General features: G+C 70.2%; 18 protein-coding genes. 7 read left to right on the forward strand and 11 right to left on the reverse strand.

Annotated features, from left to right (window positions below; translation table 11 throughout):
- Window positions 1-193: 193 nt before the first annotated feature.
- Complete coding sequence (gene argS, locus E9232_RS17995; RefSeq protein ID WP_309796057.1) at window positions 194-1,960, forward strand: arginine--tRNA ligase; 1,767 nt, start codon at window positions 194-196, stop codon at window positions 1,958-1,960.
- Between the two features lie 131 nt (window positions 1,961-2,091).
- On the forward strand, window positions 2,092-4,341 hold the full coding sequence (locus E9232_RS18000; RefSeq protein WP_309796059.1) for a DUF3141 domain-containing protein: 2,250 nt from the start codon (window positions 2,092-2,094) through the stop codon (window positions 4,339-4,341).
- A gap of 144 nt (window positions 4,342-4,485) precedes the next feature.
- Here the strand turns inward: E9232_RS18000 and E9232_RS18005 are convergent, their stop codons facing one another.
- The 5 genes from E9232_RS18005 to E9232_RS18025 form a co-directional block, all read right to left on the reverse strand.
- A complete protein-coding gene (locus E9232_RS18005) occupies window positions 4,486-5,130 on the reverse strand; it encodes a lysozyme inhibitor LprI family protein (protein ID WP_309796061.1) in 645 nt (214 codons plus the stop codon).
- Between the two features lie 20 nt (window positions 5,131-5,150).
- Window positions 5,151-5,429 carry an EAL domain-containing protein gene (locus tag E9232_RS18010; protein ID WP_309796593.1) on the reverse strand — a complete coding sequence of 93 codons (279 nt, stop codon included), beginning with the start codon at window positions 5,427-5,429 and terminating at the stop codon, window positions 5,151-5,153.
- Window positions 5,356-5,817 carry a thiamine phosphate synthase gene (locus tag E9232_RS18015; protein WP_309796063.1) on the reverse strand — a complete coding sequence of 154 codons (462 nt, stop codon included), beginning with the start codon at window positions 5,815-5,817 and terminating at the stop codon, window positions 5,356-5,358. Before E9232_RS18015 ends, E9232_RS18010 begins: the two co-directional genes overlap by 74 nt.
- A 55-nt stretch (window positions 5,818-5,872) precedes the next feature.
- A complete protein-coding gene (locus E9232_RS18020; RefSeq protein ID WP_309796065.1) occupies window positions 5,873-6,802 on the reverse strand; it encodes a class I fructose-bisphosphate aldolase in 930 nt (309 codons plus the stop codon).
- A gap of 112 nt (window positions 6,803-6,914) precedes the next feature.
- Window positions 6,915-7,352 carry an Lrp/AsnC family transcriptional regulator gene (locus E9232_RS18025; protein ID WP_309796066.1) on the reverse strand — a complete coding sequence of 146 codons (438 nt, stop codon included), beginning with the start codon at window positions 7,350-7,352 and terminating at the stop codon, window positions 6,915-6,917.
- A 131-nt stretch (window positions 7,353-7,483) separates the two neighbouring features.
- Between E9232_RS18025 and rocF the strand changes: the two genes are divergently transcribed.
- Window positions 7,484-8,467, forward strand: coding sequence for an arginase (rocF, locus tag E9232_RS18030; protein ID WP_309796068.1), 984 nt, complete (start codon window positions 7,484-7,486; stop codon window positions 8,465-8,467).
- A 42-nt stretch (window positions 8,468-8,509) separates the two neighbouring features.
- Window positions 8,510-9,718 carry an ornithine--oxo-acid transaminase gene (gene rocD, locus E9232_RS18035; RefSeq protein ID WP_309796070.1) on the forward strand — a complete coding sequence of 403 codons (1,209 nt, stop codon included), beginning with the start codon at window positions 8,510-8,512 and terminating at the stop codon, window positions 9,716-9,718.
- A 13-nt stretch (window positions 9,719-9,731) separates the two neighbouring features.
- Here the strand turns inward: rocD and yfiB are convergent, their stop codons facing one another.
- From yfiB to yfiR, 3 genes are read right to left on the reverse strand one after another with little or no spacing between them, the layout of a single operon-like run.
- Entirely contained in the window at window positions 9,732-10,229 is a 498-nt protein-coding gene (gene yfiB / locus E9232_RS18040) for an outer membrane lipoprotein YfiB (protein WP_309796071.1), read from the reverse strand.
- Complete coding sequence (gene dgcN / locus E9232_RS18045) at window positions 10,222-11,505, reverse strand: diguanylate cyclase DgcN/YfiN (protein WP_309796073.1); 1,284 nt, start codon at window positions 11,503-11,505, stop codon at window positions 10,222-10,224. The genes yfiB and dgcN overlap by 8 nt, the downstream gene beginning before the upstream one ends.
- Window positions 11,502-12,095 (reverse strand): regulatory sequestration protein YfiR, encoded by a 594-nt coding sequence (gene yfiR, locus E9232_RS18050; protein WP_309796075.1) that lies wholly within the window; start codon window positions 12,093-12,095, stop codon window positions 11,502-11,504. Before yfiR ends, dgcN begins: the two co-directional genes overlap by 4 nt.
- A gap of 201 nt (window positions 12,096-12,296) precedes the next feature.
- Here yfiR and E9232_RS18055 point away from each other — a divergent pair, with 201 nt between their 5' ends.
- Window positions 12,297-13,088: a ferritin-like domain-containing protein gene (locus tag E9232_RS18055; RefSeq protein WP_309796077.1), complete on the forward strand. Its 792-nt coding sequence runs from the start codon at window positions 12,297-12,299 to the stop codon at window positions 13,086-13,088.
- On the opposite strand, the gene E9232_RS18060 is transcribed toward E9232_RS18055, so the two are convergent.
- Window positions 13,067-14,380, reverse strand: a complete 1,314-nt coding sequence (locus E9232_RS18060) for an MFS transporter (protein ID WP_309796079.1) — start codon at window positions 14,378-14,380, stop codon at window positions 13,067-13,069. The genes E9232_RS18055 and E9232_RS18060 overlap by 22 nt on opposite strands.
- 234 nt (window positions 14,381-14,614) lie before the next feature.
- On the opposite strand from E9232_RS18060, the gene E9232_RS18065 reads away from it, so the two are divergent.
- Window positions 14,615-15,958, forward strand: coding sequence for an NAD(P)-binding protein (locus E9232_RS18065; protein WP_309796080.1), 1,344 nt, complete (start codon window positions 14,615-14,617; stop codon window positions 15,956-15,958).
- The gene (locus tag E9232_RS18070; RefSeq protein WP_309796081.1) at window positions 15,958-16,962 is read left to right on the forward strand and encodes an alpha/beta fold hydrolase; all 1,005 of its coding nucleotides are present in this window, start codon (window positions 15,958-15,960) and stop codon (window positions 16,960-16,962) included. Before E9232_RS18065 ends, E9232_RS18070 begins: the two co-directional genes overlap by 1 nt.
- Before the next feature lie 3 nt (window positions 16,963-16,965).
- Here the strand turns inward: E9232_RS18070 and E9232_RS18075 are convergent, their stop codons facing one another.
- Entirely contained in the window at window positions 16,966-17,334 is a 369-nt protein-coding gene (locus tag E9232_RS18075; protein ID WP_309796083.1) for a cupin domain-containing protein, read from the reverse strand.
- Between the two features lie 87 nt (window positions 17,335-17,421).
- On the reverse strand, window positions 17,422-18,342 hold the full coding sequence (locus tag E9232_RS18080) for a LysR family transcriptional regulator (RefSeq protein ID WP_309796085.1): 921 nt from the start codon (window positions 18,340-18,342) through the stop codon (window positions 17,422-17,424).
- Between the last annotated feature and the right edge of the window lie 134 nt (window positions 18,343-18,476).

The raw sequence follows: 18,476 nt of genomic DNA on the forward strand, positions 1-18,476 counted from the left end.
CGAGGAGGCGAAGCCGACGAAGCAATCCATAGCGCCGCACGAGCGGCCCGATGGATTGCTTCGCTGCGCTCGCAATGACGAATGGGGGTGAGTGGGTGGCTCCGGCCTCTCCGGGGGTCAACGGCAGGGCGGGCCTTGCCTCGAGCGCGCGTGGACCCTAAAACCCGCGGATAGCCCGGAAAGACCTGCCCGCATGTCCTCGCTCGCCGCCAAGCTGACCGAAACCGTCGCCGCCGCCTTCGCCGCGGAGGGGCTGCCGCCCGAACTCGGCATCGTCACCGTCTCGAACCGCCCGGATCTCGGGCAGTTCCAGTGCAACGGCGCCCTGCCGGCGGCCAAGCGCGCCGGCGCCAACCCGCGCGAGATCGCGGAGAAGGTGGCCAAGCGCCTGCAGGCGAACCCGGATTTCGACAATGTGTCGCTGGCCGGCCCGGGCTTCATCAACCTGTCGCTGACCGACCCGGCCATCGCCGCCCATGTCGACGCCCAGGCGGAGGACGAGCGGATGGGCGTGCCGCTGGCCAACCCGCCGCGCCGGGTGGTGCTGGACTATGGCGGCCCGAACATCGCCAAGCCGATGCATGTCGGCCACCTCCGCGCCTCGATCATCGGCGACAGCCTGCGCCGCCTGTTCCTGTTCGTCGGCGACGACGCGATCGGCGACGTGCATATGGGCGACTGGGGCACGCCGATGGGCATGGTGATCAGCGAGATCGCCCGCCGCCAGCCGGACCTGCCCTATTTCGACCCCGACTTCACCGGCCCCTATCCCAATACCAGCCCGGTGACGATGGAGGACCTCGAGGTCCTGTACCCCGCCGCGTCCCAGGCCTCGAAGGCCGATCCGGCGCGGATGGAGGAGAGCCGCCAGGCGACCGCCGAGCTGCAGGCCGGCCGGCCCGGCTACCGCGCGCTGTGGCAGTGCTTCATCGACGTCTCGATCGCCGGGATGCAGCGGGAGTTCGACGCGCTGGGCGTGCATTTCGACCTGTGGAAGGGCGAGGCCGCGGTCCACGACCTGATCGAGCCGATGGTGGCGGACTTCCAGGCCCGGGGCCTGGCCGAGACCGACGCCGGCGCCGTCATCGTCCGCATCGCTCAAGAGAGCGACAAGAAGGAGATGCCGCCGCTGATCCTGGTCAAGTCGGACGGCGCCGTCACCTACGGCACCACCGACCTCGCCACCATCATCGACCGGCGCCGGTCGCTCGACCCCGCGCTGGGGCTCTATGTCGTCGACCGCCGCCAGTCGTTGCATTTCGAGCAGGTGTTCCGCGCCGCCCGCAAGGCCGGGCTGAACGGCCGGTCCGACCTGGAGCATCTCGGCTACGGCACCATGAACGGGCCGGACGGCAAGCCGTTCCGGACCCGCGCCGGCGGCGTGATGAAGCTGTACGACCTCTTGGACACCGCCACCGAGATCGGGCTGAAGCGGCTGGAAGAGGCGCATCTGGCCGAAGGCTATCCGGAGGAGGAGCGGCGCGAGATCGCCCGCCGGGTCGGCATCGCCGCGGTGAAGTTCGCCGACCTCCAGAACAACCCGTCCTCGGACTACGTCTTCGACCTCGACCGCATGCTGCGCTTCGAGGGCAAGACCGGCCCCTACCTGCAATATGCGGCGGTGCGCGCCCGGTCGCTGCTGCGCCGGGCGGAGGGGCAGGGCGACGCGCCGGGCACCATCCTGTCGGCGGCGAACGAGGGCGACCGGGCGCTGATGCTGCAGCTGGCCCAGCTGCCGGACGCGGTCCGCAATGCCTATGACAAGCGGGCGCCGAACGAGCTGTGCGACTTCGCCTACGCCCTGGCGCGCGAGTTCAGTCGTTTCTACGATGCCTGCCATGTGCTGAGCGAAACCGACGCCGCGCGCCGCGCTTCCTGGCTCGGACTCACGGCTTTGACGCTGCGTCAGCTGGAACAGCTGCTCGGCCTGTTGGGAATTGAAGTTCCGGACCGGATGTAACCCGTAAAATATGCTATATCGTCTGACTTAGGGCGGAGCGACCAGCTGAGTCCCGTGACGGTGCAGAAGGGTATCAAGCCCCTCGCGTCATGGGATGGTCATCCGCAACCGAAGGAAGAGGACGGGTTATCATGACCGGTACCGCCGACCGGAGCGCCGCGCTCAGTGCCGCCTGGGCCGAGCCTTGGGCGTCTGCCGCCGAATACTGGGTCGATGCGGCACAGCGCACGGTGCTGTTCTGGGACGTGCTGCGCCAGCGCGGCAACCAGTATCTCGAACACGCGGCAGACCCGACGCCGCATGTGCTGTCCTACGAGTTCGAGGTCATCCTCGACGGCCGCAGCCTGGAGCGGCCCTGCAACTACATGCTGGTCCGCATCGTGCCGCCCGAGGGCGTGACGGTCGACCCCGACAAGCGGCCCTTCGTCATCGTCGATCCGCGCGCCGGCCATGGGCCGGGCATCGGCGGGATGAAGCCGGAAAGCCAGATCGGCCGCGCCCTGCGCGCCGGCCACCCCTGCTACTTCATCGGCTTCCTGCCGGTGCCGGCGGCGGGCCAGACGCTGGAGGATATCGGCCGGGCCGAGGCCGCCTTCCTGCGCCTGGTGGCGGAGCGGCACCCGAATGCCGAGGGCAAGCCCTGCGTCATGGGCAACTGCCAGGCCGGCTGGGCCCTGGCGATGCTCGCCGCGATCAAGCCCGACATCGTCGGGCCGATGATCCTGGCCGGCGCGCCGCTGTCCTACTGGGACGGGCCGCGCGGCAAGAACCCGATGCGCTATCTCGGCGGCCTCGCCGGCGGCGGCTGGCCGGCGGCGCTCAGCGCCGATCTCGGCCATGGCCGCTATGACGGCGCCCATCTGGTGCAGAATTTCGAGAGCCTGAACCCGTCAAACACGCTGTGGTCCAAGCAGTACAACCTCTACACCAAGATCGATACCGAGGTGCCGCGCTACCTCAGCTTCGAGAAGTGGTGGGGCGGCTATGTCCTGCTGAACGCCAACGAGATCGAGACCATCACCGAGGATCTGTTCGTCGGCGACAAGCTGGCGGCGGGCCAGCTGGCGACCTCGGACGGGCGCAAGATCGACCTGCGCAACATCAAGTCGCCGATCGTGGTGTTCTGCTCGCAGGGCGACAACATCACCCCGCCGCAGCAGGCGCTGGGCTGGATCCTGGACCTCTACGACTCGACCGACGACATCGTCGCCAATGGCCAGACCATCATCTACGCCATCCATGACGACATCGGGCATCTCGGCATCTTCGTCTCGGGCCGCGTCGCGGCGAAGGAGCACAACCAGTTCATCCAGAACATCGACCTGATCGACGTGCTGGCGCCCGGCCTCTACGAGGCTGTCATCACCGAGATGCAGCCGGACGACCCGAACGCCGACCTGATCCGCGGCGACCATGTGGTGCGGTTCGAGGTGCGCAGCGTCAACGACATCCGCGCGCTGGGCATCAACAACACCGAGGAGGACCGCGCCTTCGCCACCGCGGCCCGGGTGTCGGAGATCAACAGCAAGATCTACGGCAGCACCCTGCGCCCGCTGATCCGGGCGGCGTCGAGCGAGCCTGCGGCGGAGCTGGGGCGGCGCTTAAGCCCGCTGCGGCTGCAGTATTCGCTGTTCTCCAACCGCAACCCGGCGATGCTGCCGGTGGCGATGGCGGCCGAGCAGGTGCGCGAGCACCGGCGCCCGGCGGCGGCCGACAACCCGTTCCTGGCGTTCCAGGACCTGATGTCGAACCAGATCGTGACCATGCTGGACGGCTGGCGCGACATGCGCGACCGCTGGATCGAAAGCACCTTCTACGCCGTCTACGGCAACCCGGTGCTGCAGGCGATGCTGGGCATCGACGACCGCACCTTGGCCGAACGCCGCCCGCCGCGGGGCCGCGAGATCGACGAGGTGGTCGACGGGCTGCGCGGCAAGGTGGCCGAGGGCGACATCCGCGCCGCGGTGCTGCGCGCCGTGCTCTACGCCATCTGGCCGATGCGCGCGGTCGACGAGCGCGGCTTCGCCACGCTGCGCCAGCTCTACGACGACAGCCTGCCCGGGCACTGGGACTCGCTGGCCGAGTTCAAGGAAGCGGTGCGCGAGCAGTACCTGATCATGCGCTGGCTGCCCGAGGAGGCGCTGGCGGCGCTGCCGGACCTGCTGCCCAAGGACGCCGCGACCCGCGACCGTGCCTTCGGCGTGATCGAGGCGGTGGTGTCCTCCTCCGGCCCGGTCGCGGGCGAGGTCAAGCTGCGGCTGGAGCAGATGCGCACGGCCTTCGCCGCCGAGGCGGAGACGCCTATTGCTGAGGTGGAGACCCCGGCCCCGCAGCCCGCGCGACGCGGCCGGACGGGACGGACGCTGAAGGTGGTGCAGTAGGGTAGGCCAGGCGCCCACCCTCACTTGTCATGCCACGGCTTGACCGTGGCATCCAGGGGCGGCCAAAGCGGTGCTTGGTGGCCCCTGGATTGCCCGGTCGAGCCGGGCAATGACAGTGGAGGGGGTGGATTGAAGCCCGCCCGCTCAGTTCTTCTGGTACCGGCCGGAGAAGCTGCCGTTCAGGCCGCAATAGGCGACCTCGCAGCCATGGTCCTCGATGCCGGCGGCGCCATTGCTGAAGCTCAGGCCGATCGAGCAGTGCTTGTCGTCGCCCATCGGCGAGTCCGGGTCGGTCCAGCGGGCGCCGGCCTTGCCCAGCGGCGCATCCTCCAGTTCGACCATGCAGACCGGATAGGCCGGGCCGGCGCCGACCGTGTCGATCCGGGCGGCCAGCGTGCCGTTGGGGAAGGGGATGGCGGTCATCGCGCCGCTGCCGTCGAGATAAGTGTAGACGCCGGCGATCCGGCCCTTGTCGTAGCCGGCGGCGAGGGCCGCGAAGCGGGTCATGTACTGGCCGCTGAGGCAGTTGGCGCGGCCCTCGGCGGGGCATTTGTTGCGGTCGGCCAGCCAGGCGCGCTGGCTGTCGCGCAACTTGGTGCCGCCGCTGCCCTGCAGCGCCGCGTAGAGCCGCCCCATGGTGTGGTCCAGCCAGGACAGGGTCATGTCGGCGCAGATCGCCTTCTCGACGGCGGTGCCAGCCTTGTCGCAGTCGAAGCTGGGCGCGGTCTCGGCCAGGGCCGGGGTGGTGGCGAACAGGGCGAGCAGGGGAAGCAGGAAGCGGGCGCGCATGGGATCTCCGGACTGCGGCGTCAAACCATCCGATCGGGCGGCAGCACCGGGCCGATGGCATGGCCCTGGACGCGGTCGATGCCGAGCTCCCGCACGATCGCCAACGTCTCGGCATCTTCGGCCGATTCGGCGACGGTTCCAGTGCCGAGATCGTGGCCGATCTCGTTGATCGACCGCACGATCGCGCGGTCGGATCCGGCGGATCGGGGCCCGCCGCGGCCGAGCTCAGCCCAGCGCGCGGACGGCGGCGGCGGCGGCCTGCGGGTCGGTCCAGCCCTCGGCCGCCAGGCGCCGGAAATCGGCGTCGGGCAGGGCGGCGACGCAGGGGATCTCCATCATCTCGGTCCACCAGGACACGATCTCCGGATCGGCGTCGAAGCCGATGAAGTCGGCCCCGGCCTCGCCCGCCTCCATCGCCTCGTGGCGGCTGGTGCCGGCCACCACGCCGACGATCGCCTGGCCGCCGACGGCCTTGCGCGCTGCGCCATAGCCGGCGGGGTCGACCACCACGCCGTCGCATTGCGCCTTCGCCGCCAGCGCGGCGTCGCCGCGCAGCAGGAAGGCGACGCCGGCGGCCTGGGCGATGTCGCGCAACCGCTCCACCGCGGCGCGGGCCGCGGCGGCATCGGCCGGCACCGCCAGCTCGACGCAGGCGACGTCGCCGGCGCCGAGGGCGGCCGCGAGCACCGCCGGGTCGAGGTCCGGCGGGATCGCGAGATAGAGGCGGGACTCGGTCAGGGGGTTATTCCTTGCCCTGGAAGATGCGGATGATGGTGTCGAGCAGTTCCAGCGCCTCTTCCCGTGGCCGGCGGAAGCAGTTGCGGCCGATGATCGAGCCGTTGCCGCCGCCATCACGGATGGCGCGGGCATCGTCCAGCACCGAGGCGGTGTCCTTGGCGGCGCCGCCGGAGAACACGACGATGCGGCGGCCGGCGAAGCAGGAGCGCATGACTTCGGCGACGCGCTCGGCCTGGGTGCCGATCGCGATCTTGGCGCCGTCGAACTCCTTCTTCGCCTCCTTCTGCTCGATGAAGGCGCTCGGCAGCTTGACCTTGATGACATGGGCGCCGAGCTGGCTGGCGAGATGGGCGGCATAGGCCACCACGTCGATCGCGGTCTCGCCGTCCTTGGTGATGTTGCCGCCACGCGGATAGGACCACAGCACCGTCGGCAGGCCGACCGCCTTGGCCTCGCGGATCAACTCGGCGATCTCCTCCATCTGCTCCAGCCCCTGGTCCGAGCCGGGATAGATGGTGAAGCCGATGGCGGTGCAGCCCAGCCGCAGCGCGTCCTCGACCGACCCGAAGATCGCCTGGTCGGCGTCTTCCTTCAGGCGGGACAGGCTGTTGGAGTGGTTCAGCTTCAGGATGGTCGGCACCTGGCCGTACAGCTTGCCGGTCGAGACTTCGAGCTGGCCCAGCGGCGCGGCATAGGCGCTCAGCCCGGCATCGATCGCCAGCTGGTGGTGGTAGAACGGGTCGTAGCCGCCGGGGTTGATCGCGAAGCTGCGGGCCGGGCCGTGCTCGATCCCCTGGTCGACCGGGAGGATCACCATCTTGCCGCTGCCGCCGAGCCGGCCGTTCATCAGGAGCTGCGCGAGCCGGGCCTTCACGCCCGGGTTTTCGCTGTCGTAGTTCGACAGGATCTTCTGCACGCGCGGACTGATTCTCATCGTGCGTCTCTTCCTCGATGCGTTGGATCGGTTGGTGCAATCCCTAACCGAGTGGGAGGGCTTGTTCAACGCCGCCGCATGCGGAAGGTTGCGGGAAAAGCGCGCGGCGGCGCTATTCAGCGGCCGTCCGGGTCTGGATCGACGACAGCATCAGGCTGGTCTCGGTCACCGAGATGCCCTCGACCTGCCGGATCCGGCGCAGGGTCTGGTCGAACGCCTCCAGCGTGTCGGTCTCGATCTCGGCCACCAGGTCCCAGCGGCCGTTGGTCGAATGCAGCGCCCGGACCTCGGGGAAGCCGCGCAGCCGTTTCATCACCTTGTCTGCAGCCTGGCCCTCCACCTCGATCAGGGTGATGGCGCGGATCACATGCGGCTGGCTGCCGGCCTTGACCACGATGGTGAAGCCCTGGATCACGCCGGTGTCGACCAGCCGGTCGATCCGGGCCCGGACCGTGGCGCGCGACACGCCCAGCGTCGCTGCCAGGGTCGAGGCCGGGCTGCGGGAATCGGCCCGCAGCAGGGACAGCAGCCGATGGTCGAGATCGTCCATTCTGGTCGGGAGTCCTTAGCACTTTGCGCAATACGGTGATCAGATTAGTCACCATGCCGTCTTTATGTCACCCCCGATCCGGCCGATAATCCCCGCTCTGGTCAACGCCACAGGGCAAGGGACGGCAGGACATGGACGCAACCCAGACCGACCACCGGGAGCACCGGCCCTCGCGCATCGCCCTGGTCGGCGCCCCGGTCGAGGTCGGGGCCGGGCATCGCGGCGCCGTGATGGGCCCCGCCGCGCTGCGCACCGCAGGCCTGCTGCCCAGCCTGCGCGGCCTGGGCTTCGAGGTCGAGGACCAGGGCGACCTGGCGCCGCGGCCGCTGCCGGAGCTGCAGGAGACGCCGCAGATGCGCTTCCTGCCGGAAATCGCGGGCTGGGCCCGGGTCCTGAGTGACCGCGCCTATGCGCTGATGAACGAAGGCGTGCTGCCGATCTTCCTGGGCGGCGACCACAGCCTGTCGATGGGCTCCGTCAACGGCGTGCTGCGCCACAGCCGCGAGGCCGGGCGCGAGCTGTTCGTGCTGTGGCTCGACGCCCATTCCGACTTCAACACGCCGGAGACCACGCCGTCGGGCAACATGCACGGCATGTCGGCGGCGCTGCTATGCGGCGAGCCGGGGCTGGACGACGTGTTCGGGCCGGAGCCGCGCGAGCGGCTGGACCCGCAGAATCTCACCATCTTCGGCGCCCGTTCGATCGACCGCGAGGAACGGGCGCTGCTGCGCCGCCGCGGGGTCGAGGTGTTCGACATGCGGCTGGTCGACGAATACGGCGTCTCGGTGCTGATGCGCCGGATCATCGACAAGGTCGCGGCCCGCAACGGCGTGCTGCATGTCAGCCTGGACGTCGATTTCCTCGAGCCGGCGATCGCGCCGGGCGTGGGCACCACGGTGCCGGGGGGCGCCACCTACCGCGAGGCGCATCTGATCATGGAGATGCTGCATGACAGCGGCCTGGTCGGGTCGCTCGACGTGGTCGAGCTGAACCCGTTCCTCGACGACCGGGGCAAGAGCGCGCTGCTGCTGGTCGACCTGGTCTCCAGCCTGTTCGGCCGGCAGATCATCGACCGGGCCGGGGCGCTGGAGCGGGCATCGTCGCTGTCACTCTGACACGCGGCTGGGACGGGAACGGACAAGACAGGGAACAGGATCATGGCCACGGCAACCAGCCTCATCGAGACCGAAGCCCGCCTCGGCGCGCACAACTACAAGCCGCTCGACGTGGTGCTGTCGAAAGGCGAGGGCGTCTGGGTCTGGGATGTCGACGGCAACCGCTACCTCGACTGCCTCTCGGCCTATTCCGCGGTGAACCAGGGCCATTGCCACCCCAGGATCCTGGCGGCGATGGTCGAGCAGGCGCAGAAGCTGACCCTGACCTCGCGCGCCTTCCGCAACGACCAGTTGGCGCTGTTCTACGACGAGATCGCGGCGCTGACCGGCTCGCACAAGGTGCTGCCGATGAACAGCGGCGCCGAGGCGGTGGAATCCGCGGTCAAGGCCGTCCGCAAATGGGGCTACGAGGTCAAGGGCGTGCCCCAGGGCCAGGCCGAGATCATCGTCTGCGCCGACAATTTCCACGGCCGCACCCTGGGCATCGTCGGCTTCTCGACCGACCCGGATGCGCGCGGCAATTTCGGGCCGTTCGCGCCCGGCTTCAAGGTGGTGCCGTTCGGCGACGCCGCCGCCTTCGAGGCCGCGATCACCCCCAACACCGTGGCCTTCCTGGTCGAGCCGATCCAGGGCGAGGCCGGGGTGATCATCCCGCCCGACGGCTATTTCAAGACCGTGCGCGCGCTGTGCACCCGGCACAACGTCACCCTGATCCTGGACGAGATCCAGACCGGCCTGGGCCGCACCGGCAAGCTGCTGGCCGAGGCGCATGAGGGCATCGAGGCCGATGTCACCCTGGTCGGCAAGGCGCTGTCCGGCGGCTTCTACCCGGTCTCGGCCGTGCTCTCGAACTCCGAGGTGCTTGGCGTGCTCAAGCCCGGCCAGCACGGCAGCACCTTCGGCGGCAACCCGCTGGCCTGCGCCGTCGCCCGCATGGCGCTGAAGGTGTTGGTCGACGAGGGCATGATCGAGAACGCGCAGGCCCAGGGTGATTATTTCCAGGCCGGTCTCGCGGGGCTGCGCAGCAACCTGATCCGCGAGGTCCGCGGCCGCGGCCTGATGCTGGCGGTCGAGCTGCACCCCGAGGCCGGCGGCGCCCGCCGGTACTGCGAGGCGCTGCAGAAGCGCGGCGTGCTGGCCAAGGACACCCATGGCGACACCATCCGAATCGCGCCGCCGCTGGTGATCACCCGCGACCAGGTCGACTGGGCGCTGGAGCAGTTCGCGGCGGTGATGACCGGCACGGCCTGACCGCGGCTGCAGGTCACTGCTGGTTCGACACGATGATCGACACCCGCCGGTTCTCCCGCCGGCCGGCGGCCGAGCGGTTGTCCTCGACCGGCGCGCTCTTGCCCAGGCCGCGCACCTGGATGTTCTCCGGGCGCATGCCGGCGGCGACCAGCGCGTCGGTCACGGCCTGGGCCCGCCGCTGCGACAGGTCGAGGTTGTAGTCGTCGGTGCCGTAGTCGTCAGTGTGGCCTTCGACCCGCATGCGCTGGATGTCGACGGACAGCAGGGACCGGGCAAGGCGCCCGATCGATTCGCGCTGTCCCTCAGCCAGCGTCGCCTCATTGGTGCCGAACAGCAGCTTGCTGGCGATGCCGACCTCCCAGCCGCCATCGGTCGGTTCGAACCCTTCCTGCTTCAGCACGGCGATCTGGGCCGCGGTGAGGCCGGAGGCGCAGCCGGCGAGTAGCAGGGCGGCGGTCAGCAGGCCAGACAGGGCGAAATGGGTGGCGGCACGGCGGGAGATATCAGGCAATTCGGGACTCCACATCTGGACGGCCCGGGTCGTCGTCTCCCGCAAGCCGACGGCTGCCGGGCTGCAACCGCTTGGCGAGATACATCGCAGAATCTGCAATTTGGATCAAATTCGTTGAATCCCGAGCATGATCCGGGAACAGCGCAACGCCGATGCTCAGCGACGCCGCGACGGTCTCGCCATCCGGCAACCGGATCGGCTTGGCCATGCCGTCCAGGATGTCGTCGGCGATCCGCAGCGCCTCCGCCGCCTCCTGCAACGGTGCCAGCATCACCGCGAATTCGTCGCCGCCCAGCCGCGCCACTAGGTCGCCCGGGCGCAGCCGGGCCCGCAGCCGATCGGCGATGTCGACCAGGACGGCATCGCCGGCGGCATGGCCCAGACGGTCGTTGGTATCCTTGAAGCGGTCGCTGTCCAGGAATAGCACCGCGACCTGGCCGCCATCCCGCCCGGCGTCGCGGATGGCGCGGTCCAGCCGGTCCTCGAACACGGCGCGATTCGGCAGGCCGGTCAGGCTGTCATGGCTGGCTTGGTGCGCCAGGGATGCGTTCTCGCGCTGCAGATGGTCCTGCCAGGACTCCAGCTCGGCCAGCAGCGCGTTGAAGTCATCGCCCAGCTGGTTCAGCTCGGCGATCGCGGCCGGCGGCACCCGGCGGCCGAAGGCGCGGTCGCGCCGGACCGCATGCGCGACATCGGCCAGCGTCTGCAGCGGGCCAACGATCCCGGATTGAAGCGAGCGCGACAGATACAACGCCCCGACCGTGCTGAGGCCGAGGCAGGCCAGCACGACCGCGACGCCGAGGCCGAGGAAGCGCAGCAGCCCGACGGCGCTGCCGCGCAGCCGGACCACGCCGATCTCCGCCCCGTCATGGCTGATCGGCGCCAGGACCGGGCCGGGGAAGACCAGATCCGCCATCCGCTGTTCCAGGGCCTCGAACGACCCGCCCGGCGGTCGTTGCCAATAGACCAGGACCCGGCCCTGCGGGTCGAGGATGGTGGCCTCCGCCACCTCTTCGGGCGATGCGATCAGCGCCACCGCCTCCTCGGCCGCGCCGCGGTCGTCGAACACGACCGCGGCCTCGACCGTGTAGCTCATCGAGGTCGCGATCAATTGCAGGTTGTTGCTGGCATAGACATGCAGCACGACGAAGCCGGCGATGGTCAGGGTCAGCCCGGCCAGCACCACCGCCAGCAGGGCGACGCCGAAATGGGCCCGCCGCAGCACGCTGCGCAGGGCGGGGCGGGGCTTCCGGACTGGAGCGGGCGGGCGCGTCATGGCGCCGGCGTCCGGCGGCGGCCGAGCTGCAGCACCTTGGGATTGATCCGCACGCGGCTGCGCGCGACCGAGTCCAGATTGACCTGGAACCAGATCTGGGTGTCTTCGATCTGCAGGCAGAACATGCTGCCCACCGTGCAGGATGCGTCCCGCTCACTGATGCTGAGGATCGGGCGATCGACCAGCTGGGCATAGAGCGGACGCCGCTCCGCCTCGCCGAGCGCGCCGAGATAGACCACATCGCACTCCGTCCCGATCCGGGGATCGCCGGGCGTCAGCCGGCGGGAGCGGACGGGGCGGCCGGAGGCCTGGGTGGCGCCGGCCAGCAGGTCGTCCGCGTAGTCGGCCGATCCGACGACGCAAAGCCGCAGCTCTGGCGGTTCGGCCGGCCAGCGGGTGTAGCTCAGGATGCCCAGCACCTCCTGCTCCACCGCCGCCGCATGATCCGCATCGGGGACGGGGGATCGGGCCGGGGCCGGGGGGGCGGCCAGCGTCAGCAGCACCGTGGCGGCAAGGCAGGCGAAGCCGCGCAGGCGGGCCGATATCGACCGGCCGGACCCTGGGGCGGGGCCGTGGCCGATGATCTGCAATCGCTCGGGAGGACGGGGGGGCGGACGATGCTGAAGGAGGTGTTCCAAGCTTCCGGATCGATCATGCTGCACAGAGAGAGCCGAGCGAAGCGGCTGCCGCAGGGTAGCATCATCGGTCAGATCAGGCATCCCACTGCCCCTTGACCCCGGCCGCTGGCTGGATCAGCACTGGGCGGCCGACACACATCCGGGACAGATCGTTTGCCATCGCTCGTCGACAGCGCCGTCCAGATCCTCGAGGCGGCGGATCCGCAGGACAAGATCGCCCTGACCCATGCCGCGGCGGAGGCTTGGCGCCAGCGGGCGATCCCGGTGCTGGGCACGCGCCGCCCGCCGATGCGGCCGGCCCGGCCGGCGCGGCCTGAGCTGCTGCGCCCGGGCGACATGCCCAAGCGCCGCCTGGGCGGGGAGGCGGGGCGGATCGCGCTGCTGCACGCCCTGGCCCATATCGAACTGAACGCGATCGACCTCAGCTGGGACCTGATCGCCCGCTTCGCCACGGCGGAGACGCCGCGGGGCTTCTTCGACGACTGGGTCAAGGTCGCCGACGAGGAGGCGCTGCACCACGACCTGCTGTCGCGGCGGCTGCGCGAGCTCGGCTCCTCCTACGGTGCGCTGCCGGCGCATGACGGGCTGTGGCAGGCGGCGGAGGAGACGGCGGAAGATTTCCTCGGCCGGCTGTCGGTGGTGCCGCTGGTGCTGGAGGCGCGCGGCCTCGACGTGACGCCGGAGACGGTGGAGCGGCTGGAGCGGGCCGGCGACCCGGACAGCGCCCGCATCCTGCAGCGCATCTACACCGACGAGATCGGCCATGTCGGCGCCGGCCGGCGCTGGTTCGAATGGGAATGCGCGCGCGAGGGCAGGCCGCCGGTCCCGATCTATCACGCGCTGGTGCGGCGCTACTTCCGGGCCAAGCTGAAGCGGCCCTTCAACGTCCCGGCCCGCGACCTCGCCGGGTTCGCCGCCGCCTTCTACGAGCCGCTGGCGGACTGATCGGCCAGCCCGGCGGCGATGCCTCGTGCGGCGGGCGTCAGATGGGCGGTCAGGGCCCAGAACAGCAGCGCCGCGGCGCTGATGCCGGCGCCCAGCAGGCACACCCCCGCCCAGCCGGCCCAGGCATAGACCAGGGTCGAGGCGATGGCGCCGGCGCCGCTGCCCACCGAATAGAACAGCATGTAGCAGCCGACCAGCCGGCTGTGCGCCTCGGGCCGGGTGCGGAAGATCATGCTTTGGTTGGTGACGTGGATGGCCTGGCCCCCGAGGTCCAGCGCGATGATGCCGAGCATCAGCGCCCACAGCGACTGCAGGCCGAAGCCGATGGGCAGCCAGCAGGCCAGCAGCAGCGCCAGGGCCAGGCCGGTGGTCCATTGCCCGAGGCCGCGGTCGGCCATGTGTCCGGCACGGGCGGCGGCCAGCGCGCCCACGGCGCCGACCAGGCCGAAGGCGCCGATGGCGCTGTGCGACAGCGACAGCGGCGGCTCGCTCAGCGGCAGCACCAGCGAGGTCCAGAACACGCTGAAGGCGGCGAACATCAGCATGGCCAGCACGCCGCGGACCTGCAGCACGCGCTCCTGCACCAGCAGGGTGGCCATCGACCGCAGCAGCTGCAGATAGGACAGGCCGGCGGTCGGCTGCGCCTGCCGCGGCAGCATCCGCGACAGCACGGCGATCATCAGCACCGCCAGCGCCGAGGAGGCGAAATAGACCGAGCGCCAGCCGGCGAGGTCGGCCAGCAGCCCCGCCATGCTGCGCGCCAGCAGCAGGCCGACGACCACCCCGCTCGCCGCCGCGCCGACCACGCGCCCGCGCTCCGCCGGCGCCGCCAGGGTGGCGGCATAGGCGATCAGCCCCTGGGTCATCGCCGTCCCCAGCAGCCCGACGGCGACCATGCCCGCCAGCAGCATGGGCTGCCCCGGCGCGATGCCGACAACCACCAGGGTCAGGCCCAGCAGGAGCAGCTGGACGATCACCAGCCGGCGGCGGTTCAGCAGGTCGCCCAGCGGCACCACCAGCAGCAGGGCGAGGGCGCAGCCGATCTGGGTGGCGGTCATGACGATGCCGATCGAGGCGCGGGCGATGCCGAAATCCTGCGCCATCGTGTCGAGCAGCGGCTGCGCGTAATAGACATTCGCCACGCTGAGGCCGCAGGCGACCGCGAACAGCAGCACCAGGGAGCGGGGCATCTTGTCGGCCACGGCGGTGCCCGTGGTCCCCGGCCGACGTTCCGTCGTGCCGATCGTCGCGTCGGTCTCGGCGACCAGCTCCGTTCCGGGTTCGAGCTTCATCCGCGGCTCCTCTACGGCTGATCGGTTTTATAATGCAACCTTATGCCTGATAGCCGATCCAGTTTTATCTTGCAACCTAATAGCGATGCGCCCGACGCCTGTGCAGCCGGAGCAGCCGGTGTCGTGAGGCTGGCCGTCGGGGTTGCAGCGGTAACCCTTCTCCGGCGCCGGTGAAACCACGCAGTAACCGCCGTCCCCGACCCTCATCGCAGCAATCGATGAGGAGACGGTGAATTGGACACGCGACTGGGCAGGCATGCCATCGTCGTCGGCGCCGGGATCGCCGGGCTGGCGGCCGCTGCGGCGCTTTCCGACCATTTCGAGCATGTCGCCGTGCTGGAGCGCGACGAGCTTCCCCCCGATCTCGGTCCCCGGACCGGAGCGCCGCAATCGACGCAGCTGCACGGGCTGCTGGGCGGCGGCCAGCGCGCGCTCTCCACCCTGTTCCCGGGCTTCGATCGGGATCTCGCCGAGGCCGGAGCGGTGGCGGTCCGGGTCGGCCTCGAGGACCGCCTGGAGATTCCGGGCTACGATCCCTTTCCGCGCCGGGACCTCGGCATGCTCGGCTTCACCATGACCCGGCCGCTGCTCGAGCGCACCTTGGCGCGCCGGCTGCGGCGGCTGCCGAACGTCACGGTGCACGAGCGCTGCCGCGTCCTGGAGATCCTGGCGGATGACGACGGCACGGTCGGCGGCGTCCGGTGCCGGGGGATCCACGGCGTCGAGGGAGTTCTCCCCGCCGATCTCATCGTCGATGCCTCGGCACGCGGCGCCCTGACGCTGTCGCTGCTCAAGGCCGGCGGCTGGCCGGAGGTGGAGCAGACCGATGTCGGCATCGACATCCACTACGCCACCACGACCTTTGCGGCGCCCCGCCGCGCCCGGGACTGGAAGGCGGCGATGACCTTCCCCGACGGGACGTCGGACACCAAGACCGGATACGTGTTCGAGGTCGAAGGCGATCGCCTGATGGTCCTGGTCAGCGAACGGCACGCCCCCGCGCCGTCGGCCGACCATACCGGCTTCCTGGAGCTGCTGCGGCAGTTGCGGACCTCCACGCTGTATGACGCGCTCAAGACCGCCGAACCGCTGGACAAGGTCCATCGCTTCGCCTTCCCCGAGAGCTCGTGGCGGCACTACGAGCGGCTGAAGGATTTTCCGCGCGGGCTGGTGCCGATCGGGGATGCGATCTGCCGGTTCAACCCGGTCTACGGCCAGGGGATGGCCATGGCCGCCCTGGAGGCCTGCGTCCTCAAGGACCTGCTTCGGGCGCGGGCGGGGGAGAGCGATCCGCTCGCCGGGCTGGGGCAGGCGTACTTCGCCAGGGTGCAGCCCTCCATCGCCGCGGCCTGGTCGATGTCGGCCACCCCGGATTTCGTCCATCCCCTGACCCGGGGCACCCCGCCGGCCGATCTCGAGAAGTCGCTGCAATTCTCCGCGGCGCTGTACCGGATCGCGGCCCGCGATCCCGAGATCCACCGGCTGGCGGTCTCGGTCCGCCACCTCGCGGAATCCCCGGCCCGGCTGCGGGATCCGGAGCTCGTCCGGCGCGTGGAAGCGGAAATGGCGGAGGCATGATGGCCACGAGCGCAATCCTGGCCGGGCCAACCCACCGGACGGTCGAGACCAACGGCATCCGCATGCATGTGGCGGAGCAGGGCGAGGGGCCGCTGGTGCTGCTCTGCCACGGCTTCCCCGAATCCTGGTACTCCTGGCGCCACCAGCTTGCGGCCCTGGCCGCGGCCGGCTTCCACGCCGTGGCGCCCGACATGCGCGGCTATGGCCGGACCGACCGGCCGGAGGCGATCGACCAGTACACCCTGCTCCACCTGGTCGGCGACATGGTCGGCCTGCTGGACGCGCTGGGCGCCGAGACCGCGGTCATCGCCGGCCATGACTGGGGCGCCCCGGTCGCCTGGCACGCCGCGCTGCTGCGGCCGGACCGGTTTCGCGGCGTGATCGGGCTGAGCGTCCCGTATCTGCCGCGCGGCCAGGTTCATCCCACCCGGACCGTGCCCGAAGCCGACGATGCCTTGTTCTACCAGCGCTACTTCCAGGCTCCCGGCGTGGCCGAGGCCAACCTGGAGCGCGATGTCCACCTGACCCTGAAGCTTTCGCTGTTCAACGCTTCAGGGGATGCCCCGATTCCGGACGCCTCACCCGCGGCGGAAGGGCATGTCCTGATGATCCCCCGCGATCGGGGCTTCGTCCCGGCCGGCATCGGCGCGGAGACGATCCCGCTGCCGCCCTGGCTGACCGAAGCCGATGTGGATGTCTATGCCGGGGAATTCGCCCGGACCGGCTTCCGCGGCGGCCTGAACTGGTACCGCAACATCGACCGGAACTGGGACCTGCTGGCGCCGTTCGAAGACGCCAGGGTCACGGTCCCGGCGCTGTTCATTGCCGGCGACCGGGACGTGGTGCTGGCGTTCCGCGGCATCGGCGCCGTGCTGTCCAACCTGTCGGCCGCCGTGCCGCGCCTGCGAGAGACGGTCATCCTGGCGGGATGCGGCCACTGGACCCAGCAGGAGCGGCCGGAGGAGGTCAGCGCTGCCATGATCGGGTTCCTGCGCCAGCTGTAGGGGTCAGCCCTTGCGCTCGTAGATGACATAGAGCTTCCGGGCGGCGGAGAGGTTCTGCCAGGTGCCTGTGAAACCGGCGGGGATGACGAAGCTGGCCCCGGCCTCGAAGCGGTGGCTGGCGCCGGCGGCGTCGGCCAGCACCACCGTGCCGGACAGCAGGTGGCAGAACTCCTCCTCGGTGTAGTTGATCCGCCAGGTGCCGACCGCGCCCTCCCAGATCCCGGCCGAGAACTGGCCGGTCGGGTCGTCGTAGAAGTTGCGCACCGTCTGCAGCGGGTCGCCGGCCAGCACCTTGGCGGCATCGGGCCGGTAGGTCGTGTCCTCGGACCGGGCGGCGGCGAAATCGACGATGTCGGCGGCGGTCTTGGTCATGCGGGCCTCGCCGGAGCCGGATATCCGGCTCCACTTCAAAGTGGAGAGCGCGATCGCGCTCTCGCGGAAGCCGCGAGACTGCCGGCTTCAATCGCCGCTGTCGAGCGGGGGCAAGGCCCAAGGCGGGTCGGCGAAGCGGTCGACCAGATAGTCGACGAAGCTGCGCACCTTGGCCGACAGCGTGCGGGCCGGCGGGTAGACCGCATAGACCGCGATATCCTGCTGGTGCCATTCCGGCAGGATCTGCACCACCCGGCCGGCGACGAGATCGGCCGCGGCAATGAAGTCGGGCTGCCGGGCGATGCCGTAGCCCTCGCGGATCGCGGCCTGGATGGCGTCGCCGTTGTTCACCTGCAGCCGGGTGCCGACCCGGACGCGGACCTCGCCCTCCGGCCCGTCGAACACCCATTCGTCGCGGTTGGCGCCATAGGCGTAGGCGATGCAGCGGTGCTGCGCCAATGCGGCCGGATGCGCCGGCGTGCCATGGGCCGCGAGGTAGGACGGCGCGGCGCACAGTAGCAGGCGGCACGGCGCCAAGCGGCGCGCGATCAGCGAGGAATCGGCCAACCGCCCGATCCGGATGGCTAGGTCGTTGCCGTCCTCCAGCAGGTCGACCACGCGATCGTTCAGGGTCAGGTCGACCGAGACCTCGGGATAGCGCTCGAGATAGCCGGTCAGGGCCGGGGCGACCTGCAGCACGCCGAAGCTCATCGGCGCGTTGACCCGCAGCAGGCCGCGCGGCCTGGCATGCAGCGCCGCGGCCTCCTCCTCGGCCTCCGTCACATCGGCGGTGATGCGCTGCGCCCGGTGGTAGAAGGCGGTGCCGGCCTCGGTCAGGCTGAGGCGGCGGGTGGTGCGGTTGAGCAGCCGGGTGCCGAGCCGGGCCTCGAGGTCGAGGATGGCGCGGCTGGCCTGGGCCCGGGACAGGCCGAGCTGCTCCGCCGCCGCCACGAAGCTGCCGGCGTCGGCGATGCGGACGAACAGGTCCATCGTGGCGAGGCGGTCCATGGGATTGTCACGCTAGCATCAACAATCTCTTGCTGCCATGCGGGATTGTTTGTTCTGGCGCAGCGATCAATATGTCGATCATCGCAGCCTCCACGCTGCCGCGCCCGATCGCGTAACCTCAGTCCAAGGGTGCC

Source organism: Inquilinus ginsengisoli (genome assembly GCF_031453975.1).
GTDB lineage: Bacteria > Pseudomonadota > Alphaproteobacteria > DSM-16000 > Inquilinaceae > Inquilinus > Inquilinus ginsengisoli_A.